Source organism: Longilinea arvoryzae (assembly GCF_001050235.1).
GTDB lineage: Bacteria > Chloroflexota > Anaerolineae > Anaerolineales > Anaerolineaceae > Longilinea > Longilinea arvoryzae.
In genome coordinates, this window is the sequence record NZ_DF967972.1 from 3,049,537 (window position 1) to 3,074,523 (window position 24,987).

Sequence of the window (24,987 nt, forward strand, 5' to 3'; positions counted from 1 at the left end):
CATGCCAATCCTAACAGGGAAGCTAAAGTAAATAAAACCCGGTATTAAATCCCCTGTAAGCCAGCAATGAATTGTCATCCGGAGAATGACAAAGGAGTTCGATGGAATTGGTTAATAAGATCAGGCTTTGTTTATTATATGAAAATTGTTGCAACTTTACAATAATCAAATAAATTCACTTTGCTTAAAGTTTTCGAACCGTTTCGAATTCACAGAAAAAATGGATTCGATGGGCCGGAATCGACTACCGCGATCCGGTAAATTGGGATAAACTTTATTCGATTTTTATTTTCCGACCAGGTTACGTGGAAATGATGGAACTCGAGACCGCCGCGCAGAGTACCGATCGCGCAAATTCAGAAAGAGTGATCAAGAGAAATTTTCTCCTCGCTGTCATTAACGGGGTTTTCTATATTTTTGCCGAAGCCCTGATCGATCCGACGCTGGTCCTGGTTGGCTTTGTCAGCCAATTGACGCAAAATCCAATCCTCATGGGGCTGGTTTTACCCATACGAGATGCTTTCTGGGCTTTGCCCCAATTGTGGGTTTCAGGATTTCTGCAAAACCGCCCGCTAAAGATTCGCGCCTATCGTGAAACCTCCATCGTTCGCATCTCGGCCTGGTGCATGCTGGCGCTCAGCATGAACCTCAATCTGGGTCGAAATTGGATGCTGATTGCGTTTTTTATCAGTTTTTCAATTGCTTCGCTGGCCAGCGGGTTTGGCAGCCTGCCATTCCTGGAAGTCGTCAGTAAAACGATCCCGCCCCAACGACGCGGTGAACTGTTTGCCTGGCGTTTCGGGGTGAGCGGCCTTCTGGGCATCGGGGGTAGTTTTCTCGTGCGTTGGTTGGTATCGGATCGCGGACCATTTCAATTTCCGCACAATTACGGCACCCTGGCTTTCGCATACTTCGTTCTGGCTTCGGTTTCCTTGTTGATTTTCAATCAGGTACAAGAGCAGCCGGACGAGAATATCCTTCCGCGCCGAAACGCGATGAAGCAATTCCGAATCGCTCTAGCGGTTCTCAAAACCAATGTGAATTACCGCCGTTTGGTGATCACCATCGCATTGATGATTCTATCGACCATGGCCATCCCCTTTTTCGCCATATATGTAGAAGAGGAATTTCAGGTCGACCCGCAATGGATTGGCACCTACCTGGGCGTCTTGATGGTCTCGAACTTACTATCAAACATTTTCTTCGGCAGATTATCGCGAAAAACTGACAACCAGAAGGTCATCCGCCTGGCAGCCTCCGCAGGTGGCGCAATGATTCTGCTGATGCTGCTCCTGGCCCTGTTTGGGAAAAACCTGAAAATCACTCCGACGCTGGCGGCGCTCTGGTTGGTGCCGGTGTTCTTTCTGGCGGGCGTACGCGGAACCGGATTTGGTATTTCCTCTTCCAGCTTACTGTTGAACATCGCGCAACCGGAAGAAAGATCATTGATGATCGGTTTCACCCAATTCCTGCTGGGCCTGGTGATTCTTTCCACCAGCATCTCGGGAGTTCTGATCAAAACATTAGGGTTTATCCCACTGGTTGTGATTACCTTAATCACCCAGATCAGCGCCTGGTCAGTGGCCAACCGGCTCCACGATCGAACGGACCGGTAGAACCCGTCGCTCAGGGGATATAGACCACATCCAGGCGCGGAGCAAGGTCAGGATGCGCTGGATCGTCTTTGCTAATGTATCGTGCAAAGGATCTCGGACCGGCGGCAGTGATCAAGAGACCGTAATTTGCATACGTTCCATCCACCCAACCGGTTATCAAGTTGGTAACGTCCACCCTCGTCACGCAACCCGTCGATCCGGCATCGAAATCTCCATAGAGGCTGGCGGGGTCATAATCCCCACCCGGAACGCCCCACGGCTCATTCCAGGTCGCGGTTTCTTCATACCAATTTGAAGTCAGGCGGTAGATCATATTCACCTGCCCATTGTTCGCATCGGTTGGGGTCAGATAAAGATGAGCGGACAGGATCGTGGCGCCCGCCGGAATTGCGGACAGATCGAAGCGTAACAGACCGCGCATTTCACCGTTGAAATCCGGTCGAATGTCGATCATGGGCTCGCTGCCATAATTCGCATCCGGTTTTACCCGATAGATATATGAATCATCCGAAGGCAACACCCCAACGATGGCACCCGGCAGGATACACTGTTCAGGTGTTGGCGTCGAAGTCGGTCCGGTAGTAGGCGTCACGGTTGGCGTGTGGGTCAAGGTCGGCGTCGGTGTGATAGTTGGTTCGGGCGTGGATGTGGCTGTCAGCGTAGGTATGGCTGTCGGGTCTGGCGTCGGTGTAAGTGTGACGGTGGGTGCATTCGTAACTGTGATGGTTGGCGTGAGGGTGTCGACTGGCGTCGGTAGAGTGGCCGGCGTTGGCGTGGGTGTCGGAAGCAGCGTCCCGGTAAGCGTCGGGCCGAGTGTGATAGTGGGATTGAAAGAGGTAGCTGTGGACGTCTGGGTGGGCGACCCCACTCCTGGAGTAACCGTCGGAGACGCGGTTGGGGAGGCAGAAGGTGTCACCGAGGCCGTGAGGGTAGCCGTCGGAGTGGCAGATGGTGTGGCTGACGGGGTGGCGGAGGAAGTTGCCGTTGGTGTGGGGGTCATGGTCGAGGTGGTTGTCGCGGACGGGGTTATCGTTGAAGTTGGAGTCTGGGTGGCTGTGGCCGTTGGCGAAGGTGTCGAGGATGGCGTTTGGGTGCCTGAAGGCGCCGGTCGGCGGGTGGCGGTTGCAGTTCGAACGATGCCAACGATGTGAGTGGGACTCGGTGTATGTGTCGATTGCAACATAAGGGTCGGTGTTTTCGTTATGGAGGCATAAGCAGTAGCCGTCTGCACCCAATACGAAAGCGTCGGTGATGGGATAAGGGTCGGAAAGAGAAAGCTGTTCGGAAAAACGGTCGCCGTTGCCACCGGGGTCAGGATATCCTGGAATAATTGCGTCGATATGGCTTGAACCGTCGGCGAATCGATGCCCTGGTCAGAGAGTGCTTCCTCGATGACGGACATCTCGACCACGGCGATATTGTCAGGGTCGTCCGGCATGGTGTAGGTTACACCGTTGATCGAATGCAATGGCTTATCCAGAAAACCGATCGTCTCATAAGGATCGAAGATCGATGGGAAAATGGAGAACAGCAGGGCGACACAAATCAATATCGCCCAAAGGTATTGATAGGTCATGAAAGGGCCAAGCTGGCGTTTCAAATCGTTACCTTACCACCCAGGAAATTGGTTTCGATGTAATGAGCGAAAATCTCGACCAGCCTGGGATCGAATTGGCGCCCGCTTTCGCCAATGATCACGTCCAGGGCTTCGCCCGGGGTGACTCTTTTCCGATATGGGCGGTCGGTCGTTAATGCATCCCAGGCGTCCACAATCGCGAAAACCCGCGCCTCCAGTGGAATCGATTCTCCGATCAACTGGCGAGGATATCCATTTCCATTCCACCATTCATGGTGGCAAAAAGGAATGACGGAAGCCTGAGCCAGATAGGGAATATTTCGCAACATCTCGTACGCATACGCCGGGTGTTTGCGCATGATCTTCATCTCTTCCGGGGTCAACGGTCCGTTCTTCAACAAGATCGAGTCCGGGATGCCCAGTTTGCCGATATCGTGCAGCAGCGCCCCGCGATGAAGAGTCACCTTCCGATCTTCCGGGATGCCCATCACATCGGCGATGGCCATGGTCAACTCGACCACGCGTTGAGAATGGCCGCTGGTTTCCTTATCCCGAATCTCCAGGATCTTTACCCAACCCTCCAGAGTGCTGTCATAGTTGCTGACCATCTCCTGGTGAGTCTGGGTCAGGTTCTGGATCATCACGTTGAAAGAATCCGCAAGTACAGCGATTTCATCATTCGATTCCTTGGCGACGTGAACCTCCAGGTCCCCCGAGGCTACGGACTGGGTTGCCTTCATCAAATGGACCAGCGGTCTTGTGATGACCGTCGATAAGTTAAAACCGATCAGGATGATCAAAAGTACGGTCAAAAAAACCAAACTGATCGTCAATATTCTGGAGGGCAAGGTGGCCGTGATCAAAACGTTCTTTACCAACGCCGATCCGACCAGACCGATATCTTCACCGTTATTCGTCTCCCAGGGTCCCAGAATTTCGCCATAATCCAGGTCCTTACCTGATATATCCCGGCTGGATGCATCCCGCCGGAAAGATGAGATATCCTGTTTGGTGAGAATTTCGTCGATCAGGGAACGATCCAGGGGTTGCGTGTATCCCGTGGTCGGGAATGAAGTCGATATGGGCTGCCCTTCGAAATCATAGAGGGTCACCTGCGCCAGGGTTGCTTCCCGCAACATGCGCGCCAGGGCCGATACGGGCAACCCGACCAGGGTCACTCCAGTTATTTCCTGTGCACTGTTCCGCACCGGGCCGGCGACGTAAAAATACGATCCCCAATCGGTCTGAACGAAGCTGGCATATTTTTGGAAATCACCGGGCTGACTCTCCAACGCCTTTTGAACGATTGGCCAGGCCGCAAATACCGGCAGCCCATCCTGGACGTATTCATAGCTAATTGTTTCGGTGTTTTGGCGCTGGCGAATCGCCAGGACGAGCGCGCCGCTCGTATCGATGAATTCGACTGCCTGGACTTGATTGTTCACGACCGCGCCCATCACCAGGCGCCGCACTTCCTCAGCATCCTTCGAACGAAGCGCTTCGGCAACTCCGGCAGTATTCGCGAACAGACGAATCGATTCGGCTTGATTGCTCTCAATGGAGGCAATGGCGTCGGCGGTCAGACGCCCGGCTTCGTATAATTGATTGTTGAAGCGCTCGTCTACGTTCTCAAGAACAATCCGCCAGAAGAGAATAGTCACCCCGGTTGCGACGGCAAGCGCCAGGAATAGAAAAGGCAGTGTAATTTTCAAACGGATGGGCCATTTGATTTTTTCAGTGGCACGAAATTGGGGCGAGTCGACCACGCCGAGGTAATTCATAGGAACCCCCATCCATCGGGATCTTTTCATCGAGCAGCGAACCATCAAATTTTCAACGAAGTAACCATGCAGGCGTATCAATCCAACCATCCTGCGACTGGCTCTTATGATGCAAAAACCGTTCCAAGGAAAAAGAAAAATCTGTTGAAATCCGAAAATTACCGCTTTTCAATTCTTAGAACATTTATAATTGTCCGATGAATTATTAAAATCTATTAATAAATTGCCGTTCTGCTCAGGGTCAATAATAAAAACAGAATTTTGACCCATAAATCCAGAGTGTAATCAACGTTGACAGAAAGAAAACCCCGGGATTCATCCGGGGTTCTGGGGTGGGTGATGGGGGTCGTACCCATCAGCCCCTTCTGGGGATAACAGCGTGAAAAGAAAAACCCCGGGATTCATCCGGGGTTCTGGGGTGGGTGATGGGGGTCGAACCCACAACATCGTGATCCACAGTCACGCACTCTGCCATTGAGCTACACCCACCGTAACGGCCAAGATTGTATCACAAGACCGGAGGATTATCAAGAAACTGCTGGATCGTTGAAACCACCTGAGCCTGCGGAACCGTCGACTGGGTATGGCGAATCAAGTCCTTGACGGTCGCCATATTTTCGGCGGCTTCGTCCGGCCCAACGATGATCACAAACCGCACGCCCATCCGATCCGCGTACTTTAGTTGTTTTTGCAATTTGACCGGATCCGGATAACATAACGTTTTGACGCCGGCCTGACGCATACTGGCTGCCAGTGCAAACGACGCCGGCAACCGGTCCGCATCGAACACCGTCACCAGAGCCTGTGCCGGGCAGCGCTCGAAGGTCGGCAGGCAGCCGTATTTTTGCAGCACGAGGGATACCATCACGTCGCCCATGGCAAAGCCAACCCCCGGAAGCGGTTCGCCGCCCACATCGCCGACCAGGTTATCATAATGCCCGCCGCCCAGGATCGAGCGGCCTTCGCGGTCCATATCCTTGGCTTCGAACACCGTACCGGTGTAATAATCCAGCCCACGAATGATCTGCGGATCGAAGCTGATAAACTCGGCGATGCCCATCTTCTCCAGGATCTCGAACAATCGGACCAGATCGGGTGACTTTTTCCATAAATCCGGATCCGCCAGTAAAGCCCGGATCCCATCGAACTGCGTTTCGCTCAATCCCAGTTCCATGGCGTACGCTTTCCAGGCTTCGGGATTTAATTTCTCGCGCCGGTCGATCAGACGGAAGACGCCGGTCTTCTGCTCTGGGGTAACGCCAAGGGATTGGAGTTCGGAGTCCATCAATCGACGGTTGTTTACGAACACGTGTACCTGTGAGGATTTCAGGCCGACCTGCTGAAAAAATCGGATGCAAACCGCAACCAATTCTGCGTCCGCCTCGACCGAGGAAGCTCCAATCAAATCGATGTTCCACTGGAAGAATTCGCGTGTGCGCCCTTTTTGCGGGCGTTCATACCGCCAGAATGGACCAAAGGACCACCAGCGTAGGGGATAGACCAACTCGTTTTGTTTTTGAGCCACCATGCGCGCAAGCGATGGTGTCAGTTCGGGGCGCAGCGTCACCCATCCGCCGCCGCGATCTTCAAAGACGAAGCATTGTTCTTTGACGAGTTCCTCGCCCGATTTTGCGGCATACAGGTCGACTTTCTCGAGAAAGGGCCCGTCGTATTCCTGATAACCAAAAGATTCCGAGACTTCTCTCAACTCAGAATGCAACCAGGAACGAACCGCCATCTCTTCCGGATAAAAATCACGCGTACCCTTTACCGATTGAATAATGGTTTTCATAAGGCACCTTCGCAAAGCACTATGATGAGATCATTTTAACATAAAAGGAACTCAAGAATTGGATGGAATCTTGTATGACAATAAACGACCAAATGTGGAGTAATACCACTTATTTTTACTTCGCCAAACCTTATAATCAATGAGGCTGCTCATTAATATTCGGTTAAGAATCGTCCATTTAATATGTGGTATTTTTCACAAAAAAAGCTCGCTTCATAGTAAAATTATGGAGGTTCTCATTACAATGATTGAGGTCCCAGGTGATCATGAATGTAAGTGATTTGATTAGAATTACGGATGGCAAGCTCCTTACAAACCCTACTGATGTAGACCACGAAATAAAGGGTGGATGTGGAGCCGATTTAATGAGTGACGTACTGGCTTCCATTCAACCCGAAGCTGTCTTATTAACAGGTTTATGCAATCCGCAAGTCGTGCGCACTTCACAAATGGCTGATGTGGCTGCAATCGTCCTGGTACGCGGAAAATATCCTCCCCAGGAAACGATCGATCTGGCAAATTCCGAACAGATTCCATTGATAACATCGCCGTATGGGATGTTCGAATTGTGCGGCCGTTTGTATCAAGCCGGCATGCCAAGTATGGAATTGCCGATGGATTGCGAAGATTACGGAAGAGATTGCGGATAATCTGACGGTTGAATATGATGACCGAAAACGAATCCCAACATTCCAGAATCATGACCGACCAGATGGCCGAGTATATTACTCGCGTCGAAGAGTTGGCCTATGAGATCAAAGTCCGCGAGGCGATGGGACGTAATCCAAAGACCGTCAGGCCAGAGTTGACCATGCGCCAGTGTCTCGACTTGTTCCGCGAAGCCCGGATTTCGGGGGCGCCGGTGGTTTCGGCGACGGGGGGCGTGATTGGGATTCTCAGCATCGAAGATCTAATCCTGTGCATGCGCGACAACAGGCTGGACGCCCATGTGAATGAATATATGACCACGGACGTCCTCATGGTCAGAGATAGCGATCCGCTGGTCGATGCGCTCAAGATTTTCGTGAACGCCAAGGTCGGCCGTTTGCCGGTTTTGGATGGCGAACGAAACCTGATCGGCATTCTGACGAAGGGCGATATCACGCGCAGCCTGTTGAAGGCGCTGCAACAAGACTATCACACCGAAGAAGTCCGCCGCTACCGCGCCAGCCACCTTTTTGAAGATATCGTATCCGACCGGACCAGCCTGATCCTGCGATACAACATCAAAGCCCATGATTTTTCACACGCGGGTGAAGCTTCCAGCAACATCAAACGCGCCCTGGTGCGCCTGGGGGCCAATACCCAGATCGCCCGCCGGACAGGCATCGCGGTCTATGAAGCCGAGATGAATCTCATCATCCACACCACCGAGGGCGGCGTGATCCGGGTCGAAATCGAACCGCATCAAATCTCGATCGATGCCTACGATTACGGCCCCGGCATCAAGGATATCGAACTGGCCATGCGGCCGGGTTATTCGACCGCCAGTGAAGAAATTCGCGAACTGGGTTTCGGCGCTGGAATGGGTCTGGTCAACATCTCCCGCTGCGTCGACCAGATGCTGCTCGAATCAACGGTCGGTAAAGGCACTCGCCTGCGGATGAAGATCTACCTGCAAGAAAAAAAGAGCCGCTAAAGAAACCTGCGACCCATCTTAGAGAGAAAACACCATGAATCTGCAAGAAATCATCGATCGATTGAACCTGACAGTTCTAACCATACCCAAGGAATTTGACAAGATCGAACCCAGCGCGGGCTACGCCTCTGATTTGCTAAGCTGCGTTATGGCCGGCGCGCCGCACCAGGGGATTTGGGTTACGCTGCAGGCCCACGCCAATATCGTTGCCGTAGCTGCGCTGCTCGATCAGAGCGCAGTCATTATCACTGAAGGCGCCATGCCCGAACCGGCCACGGTTGCCAAGGCCAATGAGGAAGGGATCACCCTTCTGTCGTCGAAAGAACCCACTTTTTTTGTCGTCGGTCAGTTGTGGGAGCTGGGATTGCGGAGTAATTAACCTCCGAAAAGGCGGCTCGGGAGAACACAGGTGAAGGCCATTCGAGCAGAATTCCATGTTCATACGGTTCTTTCACCTTGCGCAGAAATCGAGATGATCCCACCGTTGATTGTCGAAGAAGCGCTTTCGAGAGGAATTGAATGGATTGCCATTACAGACCATAACGCAAGCGCAAACGTCGAAGCCGTCATCAACGCGGCCAAAGGGACTGATCTCACCATCACAGCAGGAATGGAGGTGCAAACACAGGAAGAAATTCACAGCTTATGCCTCTTCGATACACTGGATCAAATCCTGGCATTTCAGCAGTTCATCGATGCTGCACTGCCACCGCTGGAAAACCGGCCAGATTATTTTGGCGAACAATTGGTAGTGGATGAAACCGGTGATTTCATCCGTCGGGAAACCCGCCTGTTACTCAATTCAGCGGCGATCTCGATCCGGGAAGCCTGGGATAAGGTGATGGAATTGGGTGGCCTGTTCATCCCGGCGCATATCGATCGTAAGGCATTCGGAATGATTGCCAACCTGGGGTTTATGCCCATCGACACACCCATCGAAGCATTGGAAATCTCCCGCCACACGACACCGGCTGTTGCCCGTTCGACCTATCCGCAAATTGGGCAAATTCCTTTGATCAAAAGCGGAGACGCGCATCGCTTGAATGAATTCCTCGGCCTGAATCAACTCCAGGTCGAAGCGCCGCGGGTGGAAGAGCTTAGGAAAGCATTGAATGACCTGGATGATCGTACTTTGACAATCCTTGAAGCGGGCACAGACCGATAACCCGGATGTGTTTCAGCGCTTTCAATGACATTCATAAATTGAAATGATCAAGGATTATTTTGTACACTAAACTTAGAGAAATACGGCTTGGAGACCGATAAAATCCAAATTACCGTTCTGGAGAAATGTATGCACGACATTCTTGAAAACATTCCCGTAAACGATCCATTGTGCAACCCTGAACAGAAGGCGATTATCGATCGCATTCTGACCGAGAATCAAGATCGACCCGGCGCGACAATGGTCGTCCTGAATGAAATGCAAAAGCAGATTGGCTTCATTTCCGAGGCCATGCAAGCCTATGCAGCCAAAAATTTGAAAGTTCCAGTAAGTTCGATTCATGGCGTGGTTTCGTTCTATTCCTTCTTTACAACCACACCTCGCGGCCGCCATGTCGTCAAATTCTGCATGGGAACCGCCTGCTACGTCGGCGGAACGCCGCAGTTGATCGAAAAAGCCAAGCAGCTTCTGGGTATCGATGTCGGCCAGACGACCAAAGATGGCGCCATCACGATGGAAGTCTGCCGCTGCGTCGGCGCATGCAGTCAGGCGCCCGTCATGGTGCTGGACGACGAAGTGTCCGGCCGCGTACGCCCGAACAAGCTTCCGCAATCTCTACGCGCTCTGCAGGATTGATCTTTAACAAGAAGGCCGGTTTGAGAGAATTATCCCTCCATCTTCTGGATATCGCCGAGAACAGCGTCAATGCGAAAGCAAAAAACGTTCGGATTCTCGTCTCGGAAGATTCGCGTACCGACCGCCTGCGTATGGAAATCGTTGACGACGGCGTTGGCATGGATGCCGAAACCGCCGCTCGCGTCACCGATCCATTTGTCACTTCCCGCACCACCCGCAAGGTGGGATTGGGACTCCCCTTTCTGAAGATGGCGGCGGAAGGCTGCAACGGTTATCTGACCGTTCACTCACGGAAAGGGACTGGAACCCGGGTGGATGTGGAATTTCAACGCAGCCACATCGACCGCATGCCACTCGGAGATTTAACTGGCACCATTTTGAGTCTGGTCATTGGTTATCCAAAAGTCCATTGGACTTTTACCTATCGCGGGAATGACCGTGAGTTTATCTTCGACGACACAACCGTTAAAGATGAGTTGGATGGGATACCGCTCAGTGAGCCAACCGTCATCCAGTTCTTACGGGAGATGATCAGCGAAGGAATTCAGGCCAACCAGCCTGTGGATGAAACAGCATTCACAACAACCTCGGACCACGAACAACCTACTCTATAGGAGCAATGCGATGCCTACGATTAAGAACCTTGATGATTTGAAAAGAATTCGTGAAGAAGCGCTGGAAAAGCGCAAAATGAAAACCGCTTCCGGTCAAATTCAGATCGTTGTGGGCATGGGCACCTGTGGAATTGCCGCAGGCGCTCGTGAGACAATGAAGGCCATTCTGGAAACGATCGAAAAGGACACCCTGACCGGGATCACAGTCACCCAGACCGGATGCATTGGTTTATGCGAACGCGAACCCATCGTCATGGTAACGGTTGGTGAAGAGCCCAAAGTCACCTACGGGAAAGTCACGCCCGAGGTAGCTCGCCGCATCCTCAAAGAACATGTAGGCGATGGTAAAGTCGTCGAAGATCACAAAATTAACATGTAGTAACCCAAAATACATATCGATAAGGTTATCCAAATGAAGTATTACCGCTCACATGTACTGGTCTGCGTCGATCCTGAATGTTTGCGTAAGGGCGCCCACGAAACCCTGGATGCCCTCCAGGACGAACTTGTTTCGCAGGGGTTGATCGATGAAGTCCAGGTACTCGAAACCTCTCGCATCGGGAACTGTTCTCAGGGTCCCGAAATGATGGTGTATCCGGAAGGCGTGCATTACGCCGGCTACACTGTAGATGACATTCCGTATATCGTTGAAGAGCACTTCCTTAAAGGGCGCATTGCAAACAAATTCGAGCTGCCGGTTAAAGCGCTCGGAGATGAAGAGCTGCGAGCCCCCACGGCCAAAGAAGTCCGCGTCGTTCTGCGTAATTGCGGCAAGATCGATCCTGAAAATATCGAGGATTACATTGCCGAAGACGGATATATGGGGTTGGCGAAAGCGCTGACTTCCATGACCCCTGAACAGGTGATCGACGAAGTCCTGGCTTCCGGTCTGCGCGGCCGCGGCGGCGCGGGTTTCCCGGCAGCCAAGAAATGGGGATTCTGTCGCGCGAGCGCTGGACCGATACGCTATGTTATTTGCAATGCGGATGAAGGCGACCCGGGCGCGTTCATGAACCGGCGCGTTTTGGAAGGCGATCCGCATGCGGTCGTAGAAGGTATGACCATCGCCGCCTACGCCATCGGTTCTTCGCAAGGTTATATCTACTGCCGCGCTGAATACCCGATCGCCGTTCAGACCCTGAACATCGCCATCGAACAGGCCCGATCGATGGGCTTCCTGGGCAAGAATATCCTCGGAACGGACTTCTCCTTCGATCTGGAAGTTCGCATGGGCGCAGGCGCTTTCGTCTGCGGCGAAGAGACGGCCTTGATGGCGTCCATCGAGGGCAAGCGCGGCGAACCGCGTCCGCGGCCGCCCTTCCCGGCGGTCAGCGGCCTGTGGGCTAAACCCACCAACGTCAACAACGTCGAGACTTACGCGAACACTCCTCAAATCATCACCAACGGCGCCGCCTGGTATAACCAATTCGGCACCGAAAAATGCAAAGGCACCAAAACCTTCGCATTGGCTGGCGATGTCAAACGCACCGGCCTGATCGAAGTGCCGTTTGGCATCACCCTGCGCGAAGTCATTTTCGATGTCGGCGGCGGCATCAAGGACGACAAGGGATTCAAAGCCATCCAGACCGGCGGCCCGATGGGCGGTTGTCTGCCCGAACAATACCTGGATCTGCCGGTCGACTATGAGTCGCTGACGGCTGCCGGCTCGATGATGGGCTCCGGCGGTCTGGTGGTCATGGATGAAGATACCTGCATGGTGGATATCGCCCGTTTCTTCATGGAATTTACCCAGGAAGAAAGCTGCGGAAAATGTACGCCGTGCCGCGTCGGCACCCGGCGCATCCTGGATATCCTGAATCGTATCTGCGACGGCCGCGGCCAGGAAGGCGATATCGAACTGCTCGAGGAACTTAGCGCACAAATCAAGCAGGACAGCCTGTGCGGTCTGGGCCAGGGCGCGACTACGCCTGTGGTCAGCACAATCAAGCACTTCCGCGCGGAGTATGAGGCTCATATTCGCGAAAAGCGCTGCCCGGCCAAGGTTTGCAAGGGCCTGATCCGTTATGAGATTCAGCCCGATATCTGCACCGGTTGCACCGTTTGCGCGCGCAACTGCCCCACCGGCGCAATCACTGGCGAGCGCCGTCAGGCGCATAAGATCGATCCAGAGGTCTGCGTCCGCTGCGGTATCTGCATGCAGGTCTGTAACTTTAACGCGATCGTTATTCGATAGAATGTCAAGAGGTGCGTTTTCTATACAACGCACCTCACAATCCTCATTCACAGAATTTCGATACTACCAAGGAGGAGAGTATGACCGTTGCAACCTTAGATGGCCAGGTCGTTCTCGAAGCGGTAAAGAGAGCCGTAGAAGAACACGGTGCCACGATCGATGAATTGATTCCAATTCTTACCGATGTCAACCGCGCCCTTGGATATCTTCCCGCGCAGGCGCTGGATGAAATCAGCCAGCGTTTGCGCGTTCCAAAAAGCCAATTGTTTTCGGTTTCCAGTTTTTACCGGATGCTTTCCACAAAACCACGCGGCAGGCACGTGATCCAGTTCTGCGAAAGCGCACCCTGTCACGTCGTCGGCGGCCGCAAGGTTTGGCAGAGTCTGCTGGACAATCTCGACCTCGAACCTGGCGAAACCAGCCCGGATGGGAAATGGACGCTGGTCACGACGAGTTGTCTGGGCGTTTGCGGCGTAGGGCCGGTCATGATCGTCGATGACGACATCTACGGAAACATCCTGCCCGAACAGGTCGCTGAGATCCTTGCTCGTTACAGTTAATCACAGGAGCAACCAATGAAAACTTATCGAGCTATGGTACTGGTGTCTGGCGATCCCTTGAGTCTTGAACGGGGCGCGAAGCAGGTTTATGCCAAGCTGGAAGAAGAAATCGCCGCTTTTGGACTCACAGAAGAAGTATCGCTTGGAATGGTGAATGAAATTGGCCGGCATGATGCGGATCCGTTGGTTGTTGTTTACCCCGAAGCCGTCATTTATGGGCCGGTGACGATCGATAACGTCCATACGCTGGTTGAAGAACATCTTTACAAAGGGCGCATCGCGGCCGGCATGCAGGCTCCGATCAAGGAAATGACCGGTCGCATCGCCTGGTTATCGGCCCGTAAAGGCACGCTCCCGGCGGAACAACGCATCGTTCTCGAGCGAGCCGGCATCATCGATCCGGAAAGCATCGAGGATTATATCGTCCACGACGGATATCAGGCCCTGGTGAAAACCCTCACGACCATGACGCCCGCGGATGTAATCGCCGAACTCGAAAAATCCGGTTTACGCGGCCGCGGCGGCGCGGGATTCCCGACCGGCACAAAATGGAAGTTCGTCTCCAAGGCAAACGGCAAGAAGAAATATGTCGTCTGCAATGCCGATGAAAGCGAGCCGGGCACCTTTAAGGATCGGCTCATCCTGGAAGGGGATCCGCACAGCATCATCGAAGCCATGACCATCGCCGGCTATACCATCGGGGCTTCGGAAGGGTATATCTACATCCGCGGCGAATACACGCTGGCCCAGGAACGCATGTTCCGGGCTATCCTGAAAGCGCGCGAGATGGGTTTCCTGGGGAAGAACATCTTCGATACCGATTTCAGCTTCGACATCCACATCCACAGCGGCGCTGGCGCCTATATCTGCGGTGAGGAAACGGCTCTGATCGAATCTATCGAAGGGAAACCCGGCATTCCCCGCGCTCGCCCGCCCTTCCCAACCACCAATGGTTTGTGGGGCATGCCAACCCTGGTCAACAACGTCGAAACGCTGGCCAATGTTCCGGCCATCCTGCGCCACGGGGCAATCTGGTACCGTTCCTTTGGTACACCCAGCTCGCCCGGCACAAAGGTCTACACCATGCTGGGCAACGTCAATGTCACCGGCGTGGTTGAGGTGCCCATGGGAATTACCCTGCGCGAAATCGTCACCATTTACGCCAAAGGCATGAAGAAGGGTTCCTCTTTCAAGCTGGCGCAAACGGGCGGCTCGAGCGGCTCGGTTATCCCGGCCAGCCTGCAAGATACTCCCATGGACTTCGACTCCTTCAGCAAAGCCGGGGTGGCGTTGGGTTCAGGCGCCCTGCTAATCTGCGATGAGGACACCTGTGTGGTCGATCTGGCAAAGACGCTGTTGAACTTCTTCCGCGTCGAAAGCTGCGGAAAGTGCAACCCGTGCCGCATCGGCACCCAGCGCGCCTTCGATATCCTGACCTCCATCACTGAAGGAACGGCCAGCCTGAAAGACCTGGATACTCTGCTCGAATTGAGCAGCAACATGGCTCAAATGTCGAATTGTGGTCTGGGTCAAACGGCGGGTACGCCTCTGACGGATATCCTCAAGTATTTCCGCGCCGAAGTCGAAGCACATATCCGGTTGAAAGTTTGCCCGGCCGGTGTTTGCCCGATGAAACCTTACATCAAGAAGGAAAAAGCGCCTCAGGTTGCCTGAGCGCTTGAACTCTTTATGACCAGTATGAATGGCGAATTCTCTATCGACGCCCTCCTGCCCTCCGATATGGCTCAAAAGGCAGAAACCATCGGCGTGAAAAAGGCCAACCTGGCTGCCAGCAAGCTGTTCGTGCTGGCGATCCTGGCAGGCGCGTTCATTGCGTTGGGAGCCATTTTCTCCAACACTGTCAGCGCTGGAAGCATTTCCATCAAAGGCGGGCCTGACCTGTTTAGCGCCACCGCCGCTCTGCCCTACGGACTCACTCGCCTGCTGGCGGGTATCGCCTTTTCGTTGGGCCTGATCCTGGTTGTGGTTGGCGGAGCGGAACTGTTTACGGGAAACAACCTGATCATCATGGCCTTCATGAGCCGGAAGATCACCCTGAAGCAGCTGCTGCGCAATTGGGGCATCGTCTATCTGGGAAATTTCGTCGGCTCGATCCTGACGGCCCTGATCATGGTGGCGACCAATCAGTATCTGCAGGGAAACGGCGCTATCGGGTTGGCGGCCTTGAACACGGCCAATGCCAAAGCCGGGGTGTCGTTCTTCCCCGCGTTGGCTTCCGGCATCATGTGCAACACATTGGTTTGCCTGGCCGTGTGGCTGACCTACTCGGCGCGCAGCACAACCGACAAGATCATGGCCATCATTCCGCCCATCACCGCGTTCGTCGCCGCCGGTTTCGAACACTGTGTCGCGAACATGTATTTCATCCCCGTCGGTCTGTTCATCAAGAACTGGGGAAGTGCGTCCTTTTTCGAGACGATCGGCAAAACGGCCGCCGATTTTGCCAACCTGACCTGGGGCAATTTCTTTATCAAGAACCTGCTGCCGGTCACGATCGGGAATATCATCGGTGGAGCCATTATGGTCGGAGGAGTGTACTGGTTCGTCTACCTGAGGAACGATCACAAGTCTCAGGTTTCCACCAACGGAAAGGAGCTTTCCTAATCATCAGAATTTGGATAGCCAAAGGGTATTTATTGCAGCTCCGTCAAGGAAAGAAGGCACCTGCAAATCCCATGCCCTTTTGCTACACTGACAAGGAAGAAAGCCCCGCACCTTTTATCTTGTTCAACCACGGAACCATTCCGATATCAACACTAATCCCATTTGAAGCATCAGGGAGTTCAAATGATCAACGTCACTATTGATGAAAAGACAATTCAGGTCCCGGAAGGCACCACAGTTTTGCAGGCCGCCAAAATGGCCGGCGCTGATATCCCGACACTGTGCGACCATCCCTACTTGAAGCCTTATGGCGGCTGCCGCCTCTGTCTGGTGGAGGTTCAGGGTTTCCGCACCCTGCAGCCGGCCTGTACGCTGCCGGCCAGCAATAATATGGTCATCAACACCAGCACCGAAAAAGTCAAGGCCGCCCGAAAATTTGTCTTAACTCTTATCTTTAGCGAACGCAACCACTTCTGCCCGTTCTGCGAAATGAGTGGCGGCGATTGCGAATTACAAAATGCGGCCTATAAAGAGGGCATGACCCATTGGCAGCTCCAGCCCAACTGGACTCCGTACCCCGTGGATGCCTCTCACCCTTACTTCATCCTGGATAACAACCGCTGCATCCTCTGCCGGCGCTGCGTGCGCGCCTGCGGCGAACTGGTGGGTAATTTCACCCTGGGCTTCGAAGAACGCGGCTCTTTGAGCATGCTGATCGCGGACCTGGGATCCACGCCGCTGGGTGAATCAAGCTGCATTTCCTGCGGTTCCTGCGTTCAGGTATGCCCCACCGGCGCCATCATCGAACGCCAGAGCTCTTATAGAGGCCATGAGATCCAGGTCGAGAAGACCGACACGGTCTGCCTGGGCTGCTCGATTGGCTGCGGTGTGACGGTCGAGACCCGCGACAACCAAATGGTGCGCGTCAAGGGCGACTGGGAAGCTGCCGTCAATGGCGGGGTCATTTGCAAAGTCGGGCGTTTCTTCCCGATGGATGAGAAACGCAACCGCATCACCAACCCCATGGTCCGCAAAGACGGCGCGCTCGTACCCGTTTCCTGGGACGAAGCCATGAAAACCATCGCCGCTCAGGTCAAGCCGCTTGCCGGTAAGAAATCTGGCGTCGCCGCGCTGGCATCCACCCGTCTGCCTGCCGAAGCGCTGTATGCTTTCAAGAAACTCTTCGGGGAAGACCTGAAGAGCGATCTGGTCACCACCCTCGAAGAAGGCCTGTCGACTGTCGCAGCCGCCAATCTGGCTGAAAAACTGGGCAAATCCTTCGAAGGCGATCTCAACGCGTTGGATTCTTCCGATTGTGTTGTCGTCGCCGGTGTCGATCTGGTGAAGGAACACGAAGTGGCTGGCTTCTTCATCAAGCGCGCCCAACCGCACGGCACCAAGCTCATCCTGGTCGATTCCGAGGCCAATGGCCTGGACCTGGCCGCCGACGCGACCATCAAACCCGCGAAGGGCGGCATGAAGGACACACTGATCGCCCTGGCCCAGAAGAAGGGTTCACCTGAAATCACGGCCGCAGCGGCATTGATCGCCGAAGCCCGACACCCGGTCTTTGTCTTCGGCAAGGGCATCGACGAAGCCGAACTGAAGGCCCTGGTCGATCTGGCTGCCTCGGTGAATGGCGTTGTCATTGGCCTGAAGGGCGGCGCGAACTCATTGGCTGCATCCCAATTGCATCTGGACGCCGAGTTCAAACTCAATGGCCACAAGGCTGTTTTCGTGGCCCTGGGAGATGATTTCTCGACTCAGAAGATCGAAGACCAGCTCAAAGGCATCCCCTTCGTTGTGGTTCAAACTGCGTACGCTACTCCGCTTGCGGATCACGCGGATGTCATCCTGCCAGTGGAAACCTGGGCAGAGCTCGAAGGGCATTATCTCAACCTGGAAGGCCGTCTGCAGGAGGCCCACCCCAGTTTGAAGGCCCCGCAGGGCATTTACACCAACCTGAAGGCGATCGAGACCCTGGCCGCAGCTTTGGGATGTGATGTCAAGGGCGATTGGAAAGCCGAATTGGTGGCGCGCACGCCGGCCGTTGCGCTGGTTGCTTAGGTGGATGGCTTAGCATTACGAGAGGAGAAACACAATGGGTAAACCCAAAATTGCAAGCGATTGGCTAGCCGGCTGCGCTGGTTGCCATATGTCTTTGTTGGATATCGATGAACGCATCATCAAGGTTGCCGAACTCACAGACCTGCGCGCGACCCCGATTACCGATTTGAAAGAGCCGGATGAAAGCGGCGTGGATGTGGGCATTCTCGAAGGCGCCGTTAACAACTCGGCCAATGAAGAAGTAGCCAAGAGAATGCGCAGCCGCTGCGGCCTGCTGGTTGCGCTGGGTGATTGCGCTGTTTTTGGCGGCGTTCCCGCCATGCGCAACCTGTTCAAGATTGACGATTCCCTGCGCCGCGCTTATGTCGAGACTGAAAGCACCGACGCGGAAGGCAAGATCCCGGATGACCCCGAACTGGCCGTCCCGCAAAAGGTCAAGGCACTGAACGATGTCGTGCCCGTGGATATCTTCGTTCCGGGTTGCCCGCCGGATGCGGACACGATTTTCTACGTGCTCAGCGAGCTGGCCCAGGGGCGCAAGCCTGAAATCATCGGCGATAAGCTGCATTGGCATTAGGAGGTAAAGCATGGTTGCACAAAAAATCACGATTGAACCCGTAACTCGCATCGAAGGTCACGCCAAAGTGACCATTCGCCTGGATGACACCGGCAAAGTAGACCACGCTTACCTGCATGTCAACGAATTCCGCGGTTTCGAGAAGTTTTGCGAAGGCCGCATGGTATTCGAAATGCCCCTCATCACCCCGCGCATTTGCGGTATCTGCCCGGTCAGCCATCACCTGGCTGCCGCCAAGGCCGCCGATGAAACTCTCGGCTGCCCGCCGCCGCGTCCGGCAAGTTTGCTGCGCGAATTGATGCACATGGGCCAGGTTATCCAGAGCCACGGCATGCATTTCTTTGAATTGGCAGGTCCGGATCTCCTGTTGGGTTTTGATGCTGATCCCGCCATTCGCAATGTGGTCGGCATCATTCAGGCCAATCCCGAACTGGCGGTCAAGGCCGTTAGCCTGCGCAAATACGGTCAGGAGATCATCAGCACGTTGGGCGGACGCCGCATCCATCCGAACTTTGCCATCCCCGGCGGCGTGAACAAAGCCTTGACCAGCGCCGACCGTGAGAAGATTCTGGCCGGTCTCGATGAGAGCATCCAGACCATCCAGATCGGCATCTCGGTGATCAAGGATTGGGTGCAGCGCAACGCCGAGGACGTCGCCAAATTTGCGCCCCTCAAATCCGGTTACCTCGGCCTGGTGACGTCCGACAACAGCCTGGAGTTGTACGACGGCCAGGTGCGCCTGGTGGATGTGAACGGCGATCAACTGGAAAAATTCGACGGCAGTGATTACCTTGATTACATTGCCGAACACGTCGAATCCTGGTCCTACCTCAAGTTCCCCTACTACAAGAAGCTGGGTTGGCCGAAGGGCGTTTACCGCGTCGGTCCGCTGGGCCGCCTGAACACTTCGGATCAGATCGACACCCCGCTGGCCAACAAAGAGCACAAGATCTGGAAGTCGATCAATGCCGGTCGCCCGGTCGAGAACACGTTGTATTATCACTACGCCCGCCTGATCGAAGCCCTCTACGCCGCGGAAAACGTGGCCGTGCTCCTCAACGACCCGGACATCCTCAGCACGGATATCCTGAACACCCGCCAGGACCCCAAGGGTGAAGGCGTGGGCGTCATTGAAGCGCCACGCGGTACGCTGATCCACCACTACAAAGCCAATGCCAACGGCCAACTCGAACACGTCAACCTGATCGTCGCCACCGGCCACAACAATTGGGCGATGAGCGAGGCGGTCGACAGCGTCGCCAAGACGTATATCACCGGCCCACACATCACCGAAGGCATGCTCAACCGCGTCGAAGCCGCTGTGCGCGCGCACGATCCGTGCCTTTCCTGCTCAACCCACGCGGTCGGTCAGATGCCCATCATCATCGAGATGATCGATGCACAGGGCAACCTGATTCAGAAAATATCTCGTGACTGACCCGATTTTTCATTCTCAAACTAATAATCTTCTCTCCCCCGATCGGGGGAGAGAAGATTTGAATCTCCCTCGCGTCCTCATCCTGGGGTACGGCAACCCCGATCGACAGGATGACGGCGTTGGTTATCAGGCCCTGCTGCGCCTTGCGAAAGCGCTGAACCGTCCGCTGCCCTCCGCCGAGGACGAAGGCTTTTTGCCTTCGGGTCAAAATCCGGACCTCTGGTTCGATCTGCAATTGAAACCGGAAATGGCGGAGGAAATATCGCAATACGACCAGGTTTTCTTCATCGATGCGCATACCGGGGCCATTCCTGAAGAAATCGCCTGGCGCGAAGTATCCGCGCAATTTCAATCCTCGCCCCTCACCCACCATCTGACCCCGGAGAGCTGTCTCTCGCTTTGCGAGACGCTTTATGCGAAAAAACCAGCCGCCATTCTGGTTTCCATTCGGGGTTATGAATTCGGTTTCTCATCGACTCTGAGCGACCCAACTCAGGCGTTACTCGATCAGGCCGTTGATCGGATCCTGGATTGGTTGAAAAATCATCTTCCTCGTTAGAATTGACGATATCTAACTTGACAACTCGCGTCAGTTATCATGACTTTTGAACCTTGTGATTTCATTCCGGCAAGCATAAACTTAAGCTGAATTAAGGGGGCGCCCAGGTTCTGCACCATTTTGGTTACAGGCAGTGGGCAAGTCAAATGGGTCGAAGGACGAATGTCCAGAGACAGAGTGATCTGTTTATAGGTGGCGCGGGTTGAAATCATTGCAGTTTACAACAACAGGTTCAATTAAGATCGAAAGGACTGATATGTTCAGGCAAGCTGAACTTCAGCAAATTCTTCAGACGATCCCCTGGTTTTTGGAATTATCCGAAAGCCAGCTCGAAGGGCTTGCGAATATTGCCTCAGTCCAGCACCTGCTCGAAGGCGAAGCCCTTTTCCATGAAGGGGATCCTGAAGGGAATACGTACATCCTGCTCGACGGCGAACTTGGACTCGATATCCAAATTCCCGGCCGGGACAAGGTGCGCATCTTTACGGCTGAACCCCTGGATATCGTCGGCTGGTCCAGCCTGACGCCGATGGTGCGCCAGCGCACGGCCACTGCCGTGGCACTGGTCGATTGCAATTACCTCGAGCTGGACAGCAATAACCTGTCTCAGATGTGCGAGGAAGATCCATCCCTTGGCTTTATCATCATGAAGCGAATTTCGAATGTGGTCGCCAGCCGGTTATTGACTACGCGCATTCAGTTGATGGAACAACTCCTTCATAACCCGGAATGAAACCAACCGCAGGTTGATGATTCGGCCAATCCCGTCTTCCGTAAATCAACCGGCCTCTTTTAATGGTAAAATCAACAGGCTATGCATGAACTGGCTGTAACCCAGAGTATTCTTGAAATTGCCAACCGGCATGCAAGCGAAGCCGGTGCGACCAAAGTAACAGGTATCTATATCAAAATCGGTCGATTATCCAGCATTGTGGATGATTCGGTCGAGTTTTATTGGGACATCATCAGTCAGGACACGCTTTCCGAAGGCGCGAAGTTGCATTTCGACCGCGTGCCGGCCCGTTTGCACTGCCTCGACTGCAATACGGATTTTGAAATGAAAGACGAACTGGCTCCCTGCCCACACTGCGGCAGTATCAATTTGAAAGTGATCTCGGGTGATGAATTCTGGTTGGAAAGCATCGAGATCGAAAAGGAAACTGGAGAACCCGTATGACCGTTAACCGTGTGCCTGTTGTGGAGAAAATTCTCAGCGCCAATGACGCTGTCGCCGGTTTGAACCGGAAAAGATTGGACCAATCCAAAGTCTTTTCGATCAACCTGATGGCTTCTCCCGGCGCCGGGAAAACCAGCCTGATCCTGCAAACGATCAAGGCTCTTTCCGGTCGCCTGAATTTAGGCGTCATCGAAGGTGATACCGCGCCGGTCACCATCGACGCGGATCGCGTCACCGACGCCGGCATGCCGGCCGTGCAGATCAACACCGGCGGCGACTGCCACCTGGATGCGCCGATGATCGACAGCGGCCTGAACCAATTGCCCCTGGGAAACCTCGATTTCCTGATCGTCGAAAACGTTGGCAATCTGGTCTGCCCGGCGGCCTTCAACCTTGGGACGCATGCCAACGTGCTCGTCGCCAGCATTCCGGAAGGCGACGACAAGCCTTATAAGTATCCGGCCATTTATCGCGGCCTGGATGTGTTGATCATCAACAAGATCGATCTGCTGCCGTACGTGCGTTTCAACATGGATTATTTCCGCAAGGGCGTCGAGATTCTCAATCCGGGATTAACCACCTTTGCGGTTTCCTGCACGACGGGTGAAGGGATCAATGCCTGGGTGGACTGGTTGATCAACCGGACCGCTGAACTCAAAGGAAAATGACCGCACAGGAACTGGTCGGACTGCGAATTCGCGTTCGCGGAATCGTTCAAGGGGTTGGGTTCCGTCCTTTCGTATATGGCCTGGCGGTGAAGAACAACCTGACTGGCTGGGTGCGTAACACCTCCAGCGGGGTGGAAATCGAAATCAACGGCTCCCCGGCCGGCGTGCAGGTATTCTGCGAGCATCTGCAGAACAATCCGCCACCCCTGGCGCGTATCGACGAGATCGCAACCGAAGAGATCGCTCCAAATGGCGCGGTCAAATTTGAGATTCTGGATTCAAAACCCCAACCCGGCGAGTTCATTCCGGTGTCGCCGGATATGGCCACCTGCGCTGACTGCCGCCGGGAGTTATTCGATCCTTCCGACCGGCGCTATCGCTATCCCTTCATCAACTGCACCAACTGCGGCCCGCGCTTCACCATCATCAAGGATATCCCCTACGACCGCCCGAAGACGACCATGGCCCCATTTGCCATGTGCCCGGACTGCGAAAGCGAGTACCACGACCCGCTCAACCGGCGCTTTCATGCCCAGCCGGTTGCCTGCTCCGATTGCGGGCCTCAGGTCTGGTTCACAGCCGGCGGGAAGAAACTGGCGGAGCGCGAAGATGCCATCCAGATGGCGCGGCGATGGCTGCGGGATGGCAAAATTCTGGCCATCAAGGGCCTGGGCGGTTTTCACCTGGCCTGCGACGCCACCAACGCAATCGCCGTGGACGAGCTGCGCCGCCGCAAAAAGCGCAGCGACAAAGCCTTTGCGCTTATGGCCACCTCGCTCGAGGCGATCCAGAAATATTGCCGGATCGAACCATCGGAACGGAAATTGCTCGAGTCTCCACAGGCGCCAATCGTCCTGCTGGAAAAACGAGCGGATCCCGGCATCGCTCCGCAGGTTGCCCCCGGCCAACGCACGCTGGGGATCATGCTGCCCTACACCCCCATCCACCTGCTCCTGCTCGAGCCGGAAGCCGGTTACCCGGATGTGCTGGTGATGACCAGCGGCAACCTCAGCGAAGAACCCATCGCCTATCAGGACGGAGATGCCGATGAACGCCTTTCGGCGCTGGCGGACGGCTTCCTGCTGCACAACCGTGAAATTCACATGCGCACGGATGATTCGGTGCTGTGCGTGTTCGCGGACAGGCCGTATTTCATGCGCCGCGCGCGCGGGTACGCGCCCGATCCCATCCAGCTTGGCGGGAACCTGCCGCCGATCCTGGCAACCGGGGCCGAGCTCAAGAATACGTTCTGCCTCACCAACCGCGATTACGCATTTCTCAGCCATCACATCGGCGACCTCGAGAATTATGAGACGCTGCGCTCCTTCGAAGAAGGCATCGAGCATTATCAGCGCCTTTTTCGCGTGAAACCCGAACTCCTGGCGTGCGATCTGCATCCCAATTATTTGGCTACACGATATGCACAGGAACGCGCGCAGCGCGAAGGCCTACCGCTCGTTCAGATTCAACATCACCACGCCCACCTGGCGGCCTGCCTGGCCGACAATCGCTGGACTTCGGATGAACCGGTGATCGGCCTGAGCCTGGACGGCACGGGATACGGCACCGACGGGGCCATCTGGGGCGGTGAAGTGCTGCTGGGCGGTTACACAGGCTATCAGCGCCTGTTCCATCTGAAATACGCGCCCCTGGCAGGCGGCGACCTTTCGGTGCGCAAGCCCGCTCGCATGGCGCTGGCGCATTTGTGGGCTGTCGGCCGGGAGTGGGAACCGGATCTGCCGCCCGCCGAAGATTTATGCATGGAAGAGCGCACCGCGCTGCGCGGCCAGTTGGAACACCATCTGAACACGCCGAATACCTCCAGCATGGGGCGCCTGTTCGATGCCGCTTCAGCTCTGATGGGAATTCGCCAGACCGCGACTTATGAAGGCCAGGCTGCCATCGAGATGGAGGCCCGGGTGGATCGAGCCGAGACGAAACGCTATACTTTCGATCTGCGCGCGGATGAAATCGACCCCTCCCCCATGTGGGATGAACTGATCGCCGATTGGCGGGCCGGGGTTTCTCAGCCCCGCATGGCGGCTCGTTTCCACAACGGCGTGGCCGTGGTGTTGCTCGAGGCCTGCCAGAACGTTCGCCAGCGCACCGGCTGCAGGGTGGTTGCATTGAGCGGCGGTGTGTGGCAAAATATAACCCTGCTGGGTCGCACGATCGATCTCCTGCGCCAGGCCGGATTTGAAGTGCTCCATCATCAACGCGTGCCCACCAATGACGGCGGGCTGGCCCTGGGCCAGGCGTTGATTGCAGCCAGGAGTCAGGTGAATTAACAGGTAGAGGTGAAA

General features: G+C 54.7%; 23 protein-coding genes and 1 tRNA gene. 20 read left to right on the top strand and 4 right to left on the bottom strand.

Going from position 1 to position 24,987, the window contains the following annotated elements:
- Positions 1–311: 311 nt before the first annotated feature.
- A complete protein-coding gene (locus tag LARV_RS13530) occupies positions 312–1,616 on the top strand; it encodes an MFS transporter (protein ID WP_083522563.1) in 1,305 nt (434 codons plus the stop codon).
- Between the two features lie 10 nt (positions 1,617–1,626).
- Here LARV_RS13530 and LARV_RS20210 read toward each other — a convergent pair whose 3' ends face one another.
- The 4 genes from LARV_RS20210 to hisS all read right to left on the bottom strand — a co-directional run bounded on the left by LARV_RS20210 (position 1,627) and on the right by hisS (position 6,765).
- On the bottom strand, positions 1,627–3,216 hold the full coding sequence (locus LARV_RS20210) for a DNRLRE domain-containing protein (RefSeq protein WP_152031801.1): 1,590 nt from the start codon (positions 3,214–3,216) through the stop codon (positions 1,627–1,629).
- Positions 3,213–4,973: an HD domain-containing phosphohydrolase gene (locus LARV_RS19905; RefSeq protein ID WP_172797876.1), complete on the bottom strand. Its 1,761-nt coding sequence runs from the start codon at positions 4,971–4,973 to the stop codon at positions 3,213–3,215. The genes LARV_RS20210 and LARV_RS19905 overlap by 4 nt, the downstream gene beginning before the upstream one ends.
- Before the next feature lie 414 nt (positions 4,974–5,387).
- A tRNA-His gene (locus tag LARV_RS13555) sits at positions 5,388–5,462 on the bottom strand.
- 19 nt (positions 5,463–5,481) lie between these two features.
- The gene (gene hisS / locus LARV_RS13560; protein ID WP_075074137.1) at positions 5,482–6,765 is read right to left on the bottom strand and encodes a histidine--tRNA ligase; all 1,284 of its coding nucleotides are present in this window, start codon (positions 6,763–6,765) and stop codon (positions 5,482–5,484) included.
- A gap of 266 nt (positions 6,766–7,031) precedes the next feature.
- Here hisS and LARV_RS13565 point away from each other — a divergent pair, with 266 nt between their 5' ends.
- The 19 genes from LARV_RS13565 (at position 7,032) to hypF (ending at position 24,972) form a co-directional block, all read left to right on the top strand.
- Positions 7,032–7,415, top strand: a complete 384-nt coding sequence (locus tag LARV_RS13565; protein WP_083522565.1) for a DRTGG domain-containing protein — start codon at positions 7,032–7,034, stop codon at positions 7,413–7,415.
- Positions 7,416–7,432: 17 nt separating this feature from the next.
- Positions 7,433–8,404 carry a CBS domain-containing protein gene (locus tag LARV_RS13570; RefSeq protein ID WP_172797877.1) on the top strand — a complete coding sequence of 324 codons (972 nt, stop codon included), beginning with the start codon at positions 7,433–7,435 and terminating at the stop codon, positions 8,402–8,404.
- Positions 8,405–8,438: 34 nt separating this feature from the next.
- Positions 8,439–8,783, top strand: a complete 345-nt coding sequence (locus LARV_RS13575; RefSeq protein WP_075074139.1) for a hypothetical protein — start codon at positions 8,439–8,441, stop codon at positions 8,781–8,783.
- A gap of 30 nt (positions 8,784–8,813) precedes the next feature.
- Positions 8,814–9,569 carry a PHP domain-containing protein gene (locus tag LARV_RS13580; RefSeq protein WP_075074140.1) on the top strand — a complete coding sequence of 252 codons (756 nt, stop codon included), beginning with the start codon at positions 8,814–8,816 and terminating at the stop codon, positions 9,567–9,569.
- 129 nt (positions 9,570–9,698) lie between these two features.
- Positions 9,699–10,205: an NADH-quinone oxidoreductase subunit NuoE family protein gene (locus LARV_RS13585; RefSeq protein ID WP_083522567.1), complete on the top strand. Its 507-nt coding sequence runs from the start codon at positions 9,699–9,701 to the stop codon at positions 10,203–10,205.
- A 20-nt stretch (positions 10,206–10,225) separates the two neighbouring features.
- On the top strand, positions 10,226–10,819 hold the full coding sequence (locus LARV_RS13590) for an ATP-binding protein (RefSeq protein WP_075075241.1): 594 nt from the start codon (positions 10,226–10,228) through the stop codon (positions 10,817–10,819).
- 10 nt (positions 10,820–10,829) lie between these two features.
- A complete protein-coding gene (locus tag LARV_RS13595; protein ID WP_075074141.1) occupies positions 10,830–11,198 on the top strand; it encodes a (2Fe-2S) ferredoxin domain-containing protein in 369 nt (122 codons plus the stop codon).
- A 33-nt stretch (positions 11,199–11,231) separates the two neighbouring features.
- On the top strand, positions 11,232–13,013 hold the full coding sequence (locus LARV_RS13600; RefSeq protein ID WP_075074142.1) for an NADH-quinone oxidoreductase subunit NuoF: 1,782 nt from the start codon (positions 11,232–11,234) through the stop codon (positions 13,011–13,013).
- Between the two features lie 80 nt (positions 13,014–13,093).
- Positions 13,094–13,573: an NADH-quinone oxidoreductase subunit NuoE gene (nuoE, locus tag LARV_RS13605; protein ID WP_075074143.1), complete on the top strand. Its 480-nt coding sequence runs from the start codon at positions 13,094–13,096 to the stop codon at positions 13,571–13,573.
- A 15-nt stretch (positions 13,574–13,588) separates the two neighbouring features.
- A complete protein-coding gene (gene nuoF, locus LARV_RS13610) occupies positions 13,589–15,247 on the top strand; it encodes an NADH-quinone oxidoreductase subunit NuoF (RefSeq protein WP_075074144.1) in 1,659 nt (552 codons plus the stop codon).
- A 15-nt stretch (positions 15,248–15,262) separates the two neighbouring features.
- Positions 15,263–16,198 carry a formate transporter FocA gene (locus tag LARV_RS13615; RefSeq protein ID WP_236709978.1) on the top strand — a complete coding sequence of 312 codons (936 nt, stop codon included), beginning with the start codon at positions 15,263–15,265 and terminating at the stop codon, positions 16,196–16,198.
- A 183-nt stretch (positions 16,199–16,381) separates the two neighbouring features.
- Positions 16,382–18,265: a molybdopterin-dependent oxidoreductase gene (locus tag LARV_RS13620; RefSeq protein WP_075074145.1), complete on the top strand. Its 1,884-nt coding sequence runs from the start codon at positions 16,382–16,384 to the stop codon at positions 18,263–18,265.
- Between the two features lie 34 nt (positions 18,266–18,299).
- Positions 18,300–18,842, top strand: a complete 543-nt coding sequence (locus LARV_RS13625) for an NADH-quinone oxidoreductase subunit B family protein (RefSeq protein ID WP_075074146.1) — start codon at positions 18,300–18,302, stop codon at positions 18,840–18,842.
- Between the two features lie 10 nt (positions 18,843–18,852).
- Complete coding sequence (locus tag LARV_RS13630) at positions 18,853–20,280, top strand: Ni/Fe hydrogenase subunit alpha (RefSeq protein WP_075074147.1); 1,428 nt, start codon at positions 18,853–18,855, stop codon at positions 20,278–20,280.
- A 58-nt stretch (positions 20,281–20,338) separates the two neighbouring features.
- A complete protein-coding gene (locus tag LARV_RS13635; RefSeq protein ID WP_075074148.1) occupies positions 20,339–20,839 on the top strand; it encodes a hydrogenase maturation protease in 501 nt (166 codons plus the stop codon).
- A 256-nt stretch (positions 20,840–21,095) separates the two neighbouring features.
- Positions 21,096–21,572 carry a cyclic nucleotide-binding domain-containing protein gene (locus LARV_RS13640; RefSeq protein ID WP_075074149.1) on the top strand — a complete coding sequence of 159 codons (477 nt, stop codon included), beginning with the start codon at positions 21,096–21,098 and terminating at the stop codon, positions 21,570–21,572.
- An 81-nt stretch (positions 21,573–21,653) separates the two neighbouring features.
- Positions 21,654–22,016, top strand: coding sequence for a hydrogenase maturation nickel metallochaperone HypA (gene hypA, locus LARV_RS13645; protein ID WP_075074150.1), 363 nt, complete (start codon positions 21,654–21,656; stop codon positions 22,014–22,016).
- Positions 22,013–22,684 carry a hydrogenase nickel incorporation protein HypB gene (gene hypB, locus LARV_RS13650; protein ID WP_075074151.1) on the top strand — a complete coding sequence of 224 codons (672 nt, stop codon included), beginning with the start codon at positions 22,013–22,015 and terminating at the stop codon, positions 22,682–22,684. Before hypA ends, hypB begins: the two co-directional genes overlap by 4 nt.
- Positions 22,681–24,972: a carbamoyltransferase HypF gene (gene hypF / locus LARV_RS13655; RefSeq protein ID WP_075074152.1), complete on the top strand. Its 2,292-nt coding sequence runs from the start codon at positions 22,681–22,683 to the stop codon at positions 24,970–24,972. Before hypB ends, hypF begins: the two co-directional genes overlap by 4 nt.
- Positions 24,973–24,987: the final 15 nt, after the last annotated feature.

Bases quoted from the DNA above. Each gene is read 5' to 3' on its own strand.
- LARV_RS13530 (WP_083522563.1), top strand. From the start codon at position 312: ATGATGGAACTCGAGACCGCCGCGCAGAGTACCGATCGCGCAAATTCA.
- LARV_RS19905 (WP_172797876.1), bottom strand. From the start codon at position 4,973: ATGAATTACCTCGGCGTGGTCGACTCGCCCCAATTTCGTGCCACTGAA.
- hisS (WP_075074137.1), bottom strand. From the start codon at position 6,765: ATGAAAACCATTATTCAATCGGTAAAGGGTACGCGTGATTTTTATCCG.
- LARV_RS13565 (WP_083522565.1), top strand. From the start codon at position 7,032: ATGAATGTAAGTGATTTGATTAGAATTACGGATGGCAAGCTCCTTACA.
- LARV_RS13570 (WP_172797877.1), top strand. From the start codon at position 7,433: ATGACCGAAAACGAATCCCAACATTCCAGAATCATGACCGACCAGATG.
- LARV_RS13575 (WP_075074139.1), top strand. From the start codon at position 8,439: ATGAATCTGCAAGAAATCATCGATCGATTGAACCTGACAGTTCTAACC.
- LARV_RS13585 (WP_083522567.1), top strand. From the start codon at position 9,699: ATGCACGACATTCTTGAAAACATTCCCGTAAACGATCCATTGTGCAAC.
- LARV_RS13595 (WP_075074141.1), top strand. From the start codon at position 10,830: ATGCCTACGATTAAGAACCTTGATGATTTGAAAAGAATTCGTGAAGAA.
- LARV_RS13600 (WP_075074142.1), top strand. From the start codon at position 11,232: ATGAAGTATTACCGCTCACATGTACTGGTCTGCGTCGATCCTGAATGT.
- nuoE (WP_075074143.1), top strand. From the start codon at position 13,094: ATGACCGTTGCAACCTTAGATGGCCAGGTCGTTCTCGAAGCGGTAAAG.
- nuoF (WP_075074144.1), top strand. From the start codon at position 13,589: ATGAAAACTTATCGAGCTATGGTACTGGTGTCTGGCGATCCCTTGAGT.
- LARV_RS13615 (WP_236709978.1), top strand. From the start codon at position 15,263: ATGACCAGTATGAATGGCGAATTCTCTATCGACGCCCTCCTGCCCTCC.
- LARV_RS13620 (WP_075074145.1), top strand. From the start codon at position 16,382: ATGATCAACGTCACTATTGATGAAAAGACAATTCAGGTCCCGGAAGGC.
- LARV_RS13625 (WP_075074146.1), top strand. From the start codon at position 18,300: ATGGGTAAACCCAAAATTGCAAGCGATTGGCTAGCCGGCTGCGCTGGT.
- LARV_RS13630 (WP_075074147.1), top strand. From the start codon at position 18,853: ATGGTTGCACAAAAAATCACGATTGAACCCGTAACTCGCATCGAAGGT.
- LARV_RS13640 (WP_075074149.1), top strand. From the start codon at position 21,096: ATGTTCAGGCAAGCTGAACTTCAGCAAATTCTTCAGACGATCCCCTGG.
- hypA (WP_075074150.1), top strand. From the start codon at position 21,654: ATGCATGAACTGGCTGTAACCCAGAGTATTCTTGAAATTGCCAACCGG.
- hypB (WP_075074151.1), top strand. From the start codon at position 22,013: ATGACCGTTAACCGTGTGCCTGTTGTGGAGAAAATTCTCAGCGCCAAT.
- hypF (WP_075074152.1), top strand. From the start codon at position 22,681: ATGACCGCACAGGAACTGGTCGGACTGCGAATTCGCGTTCGCGGAATC.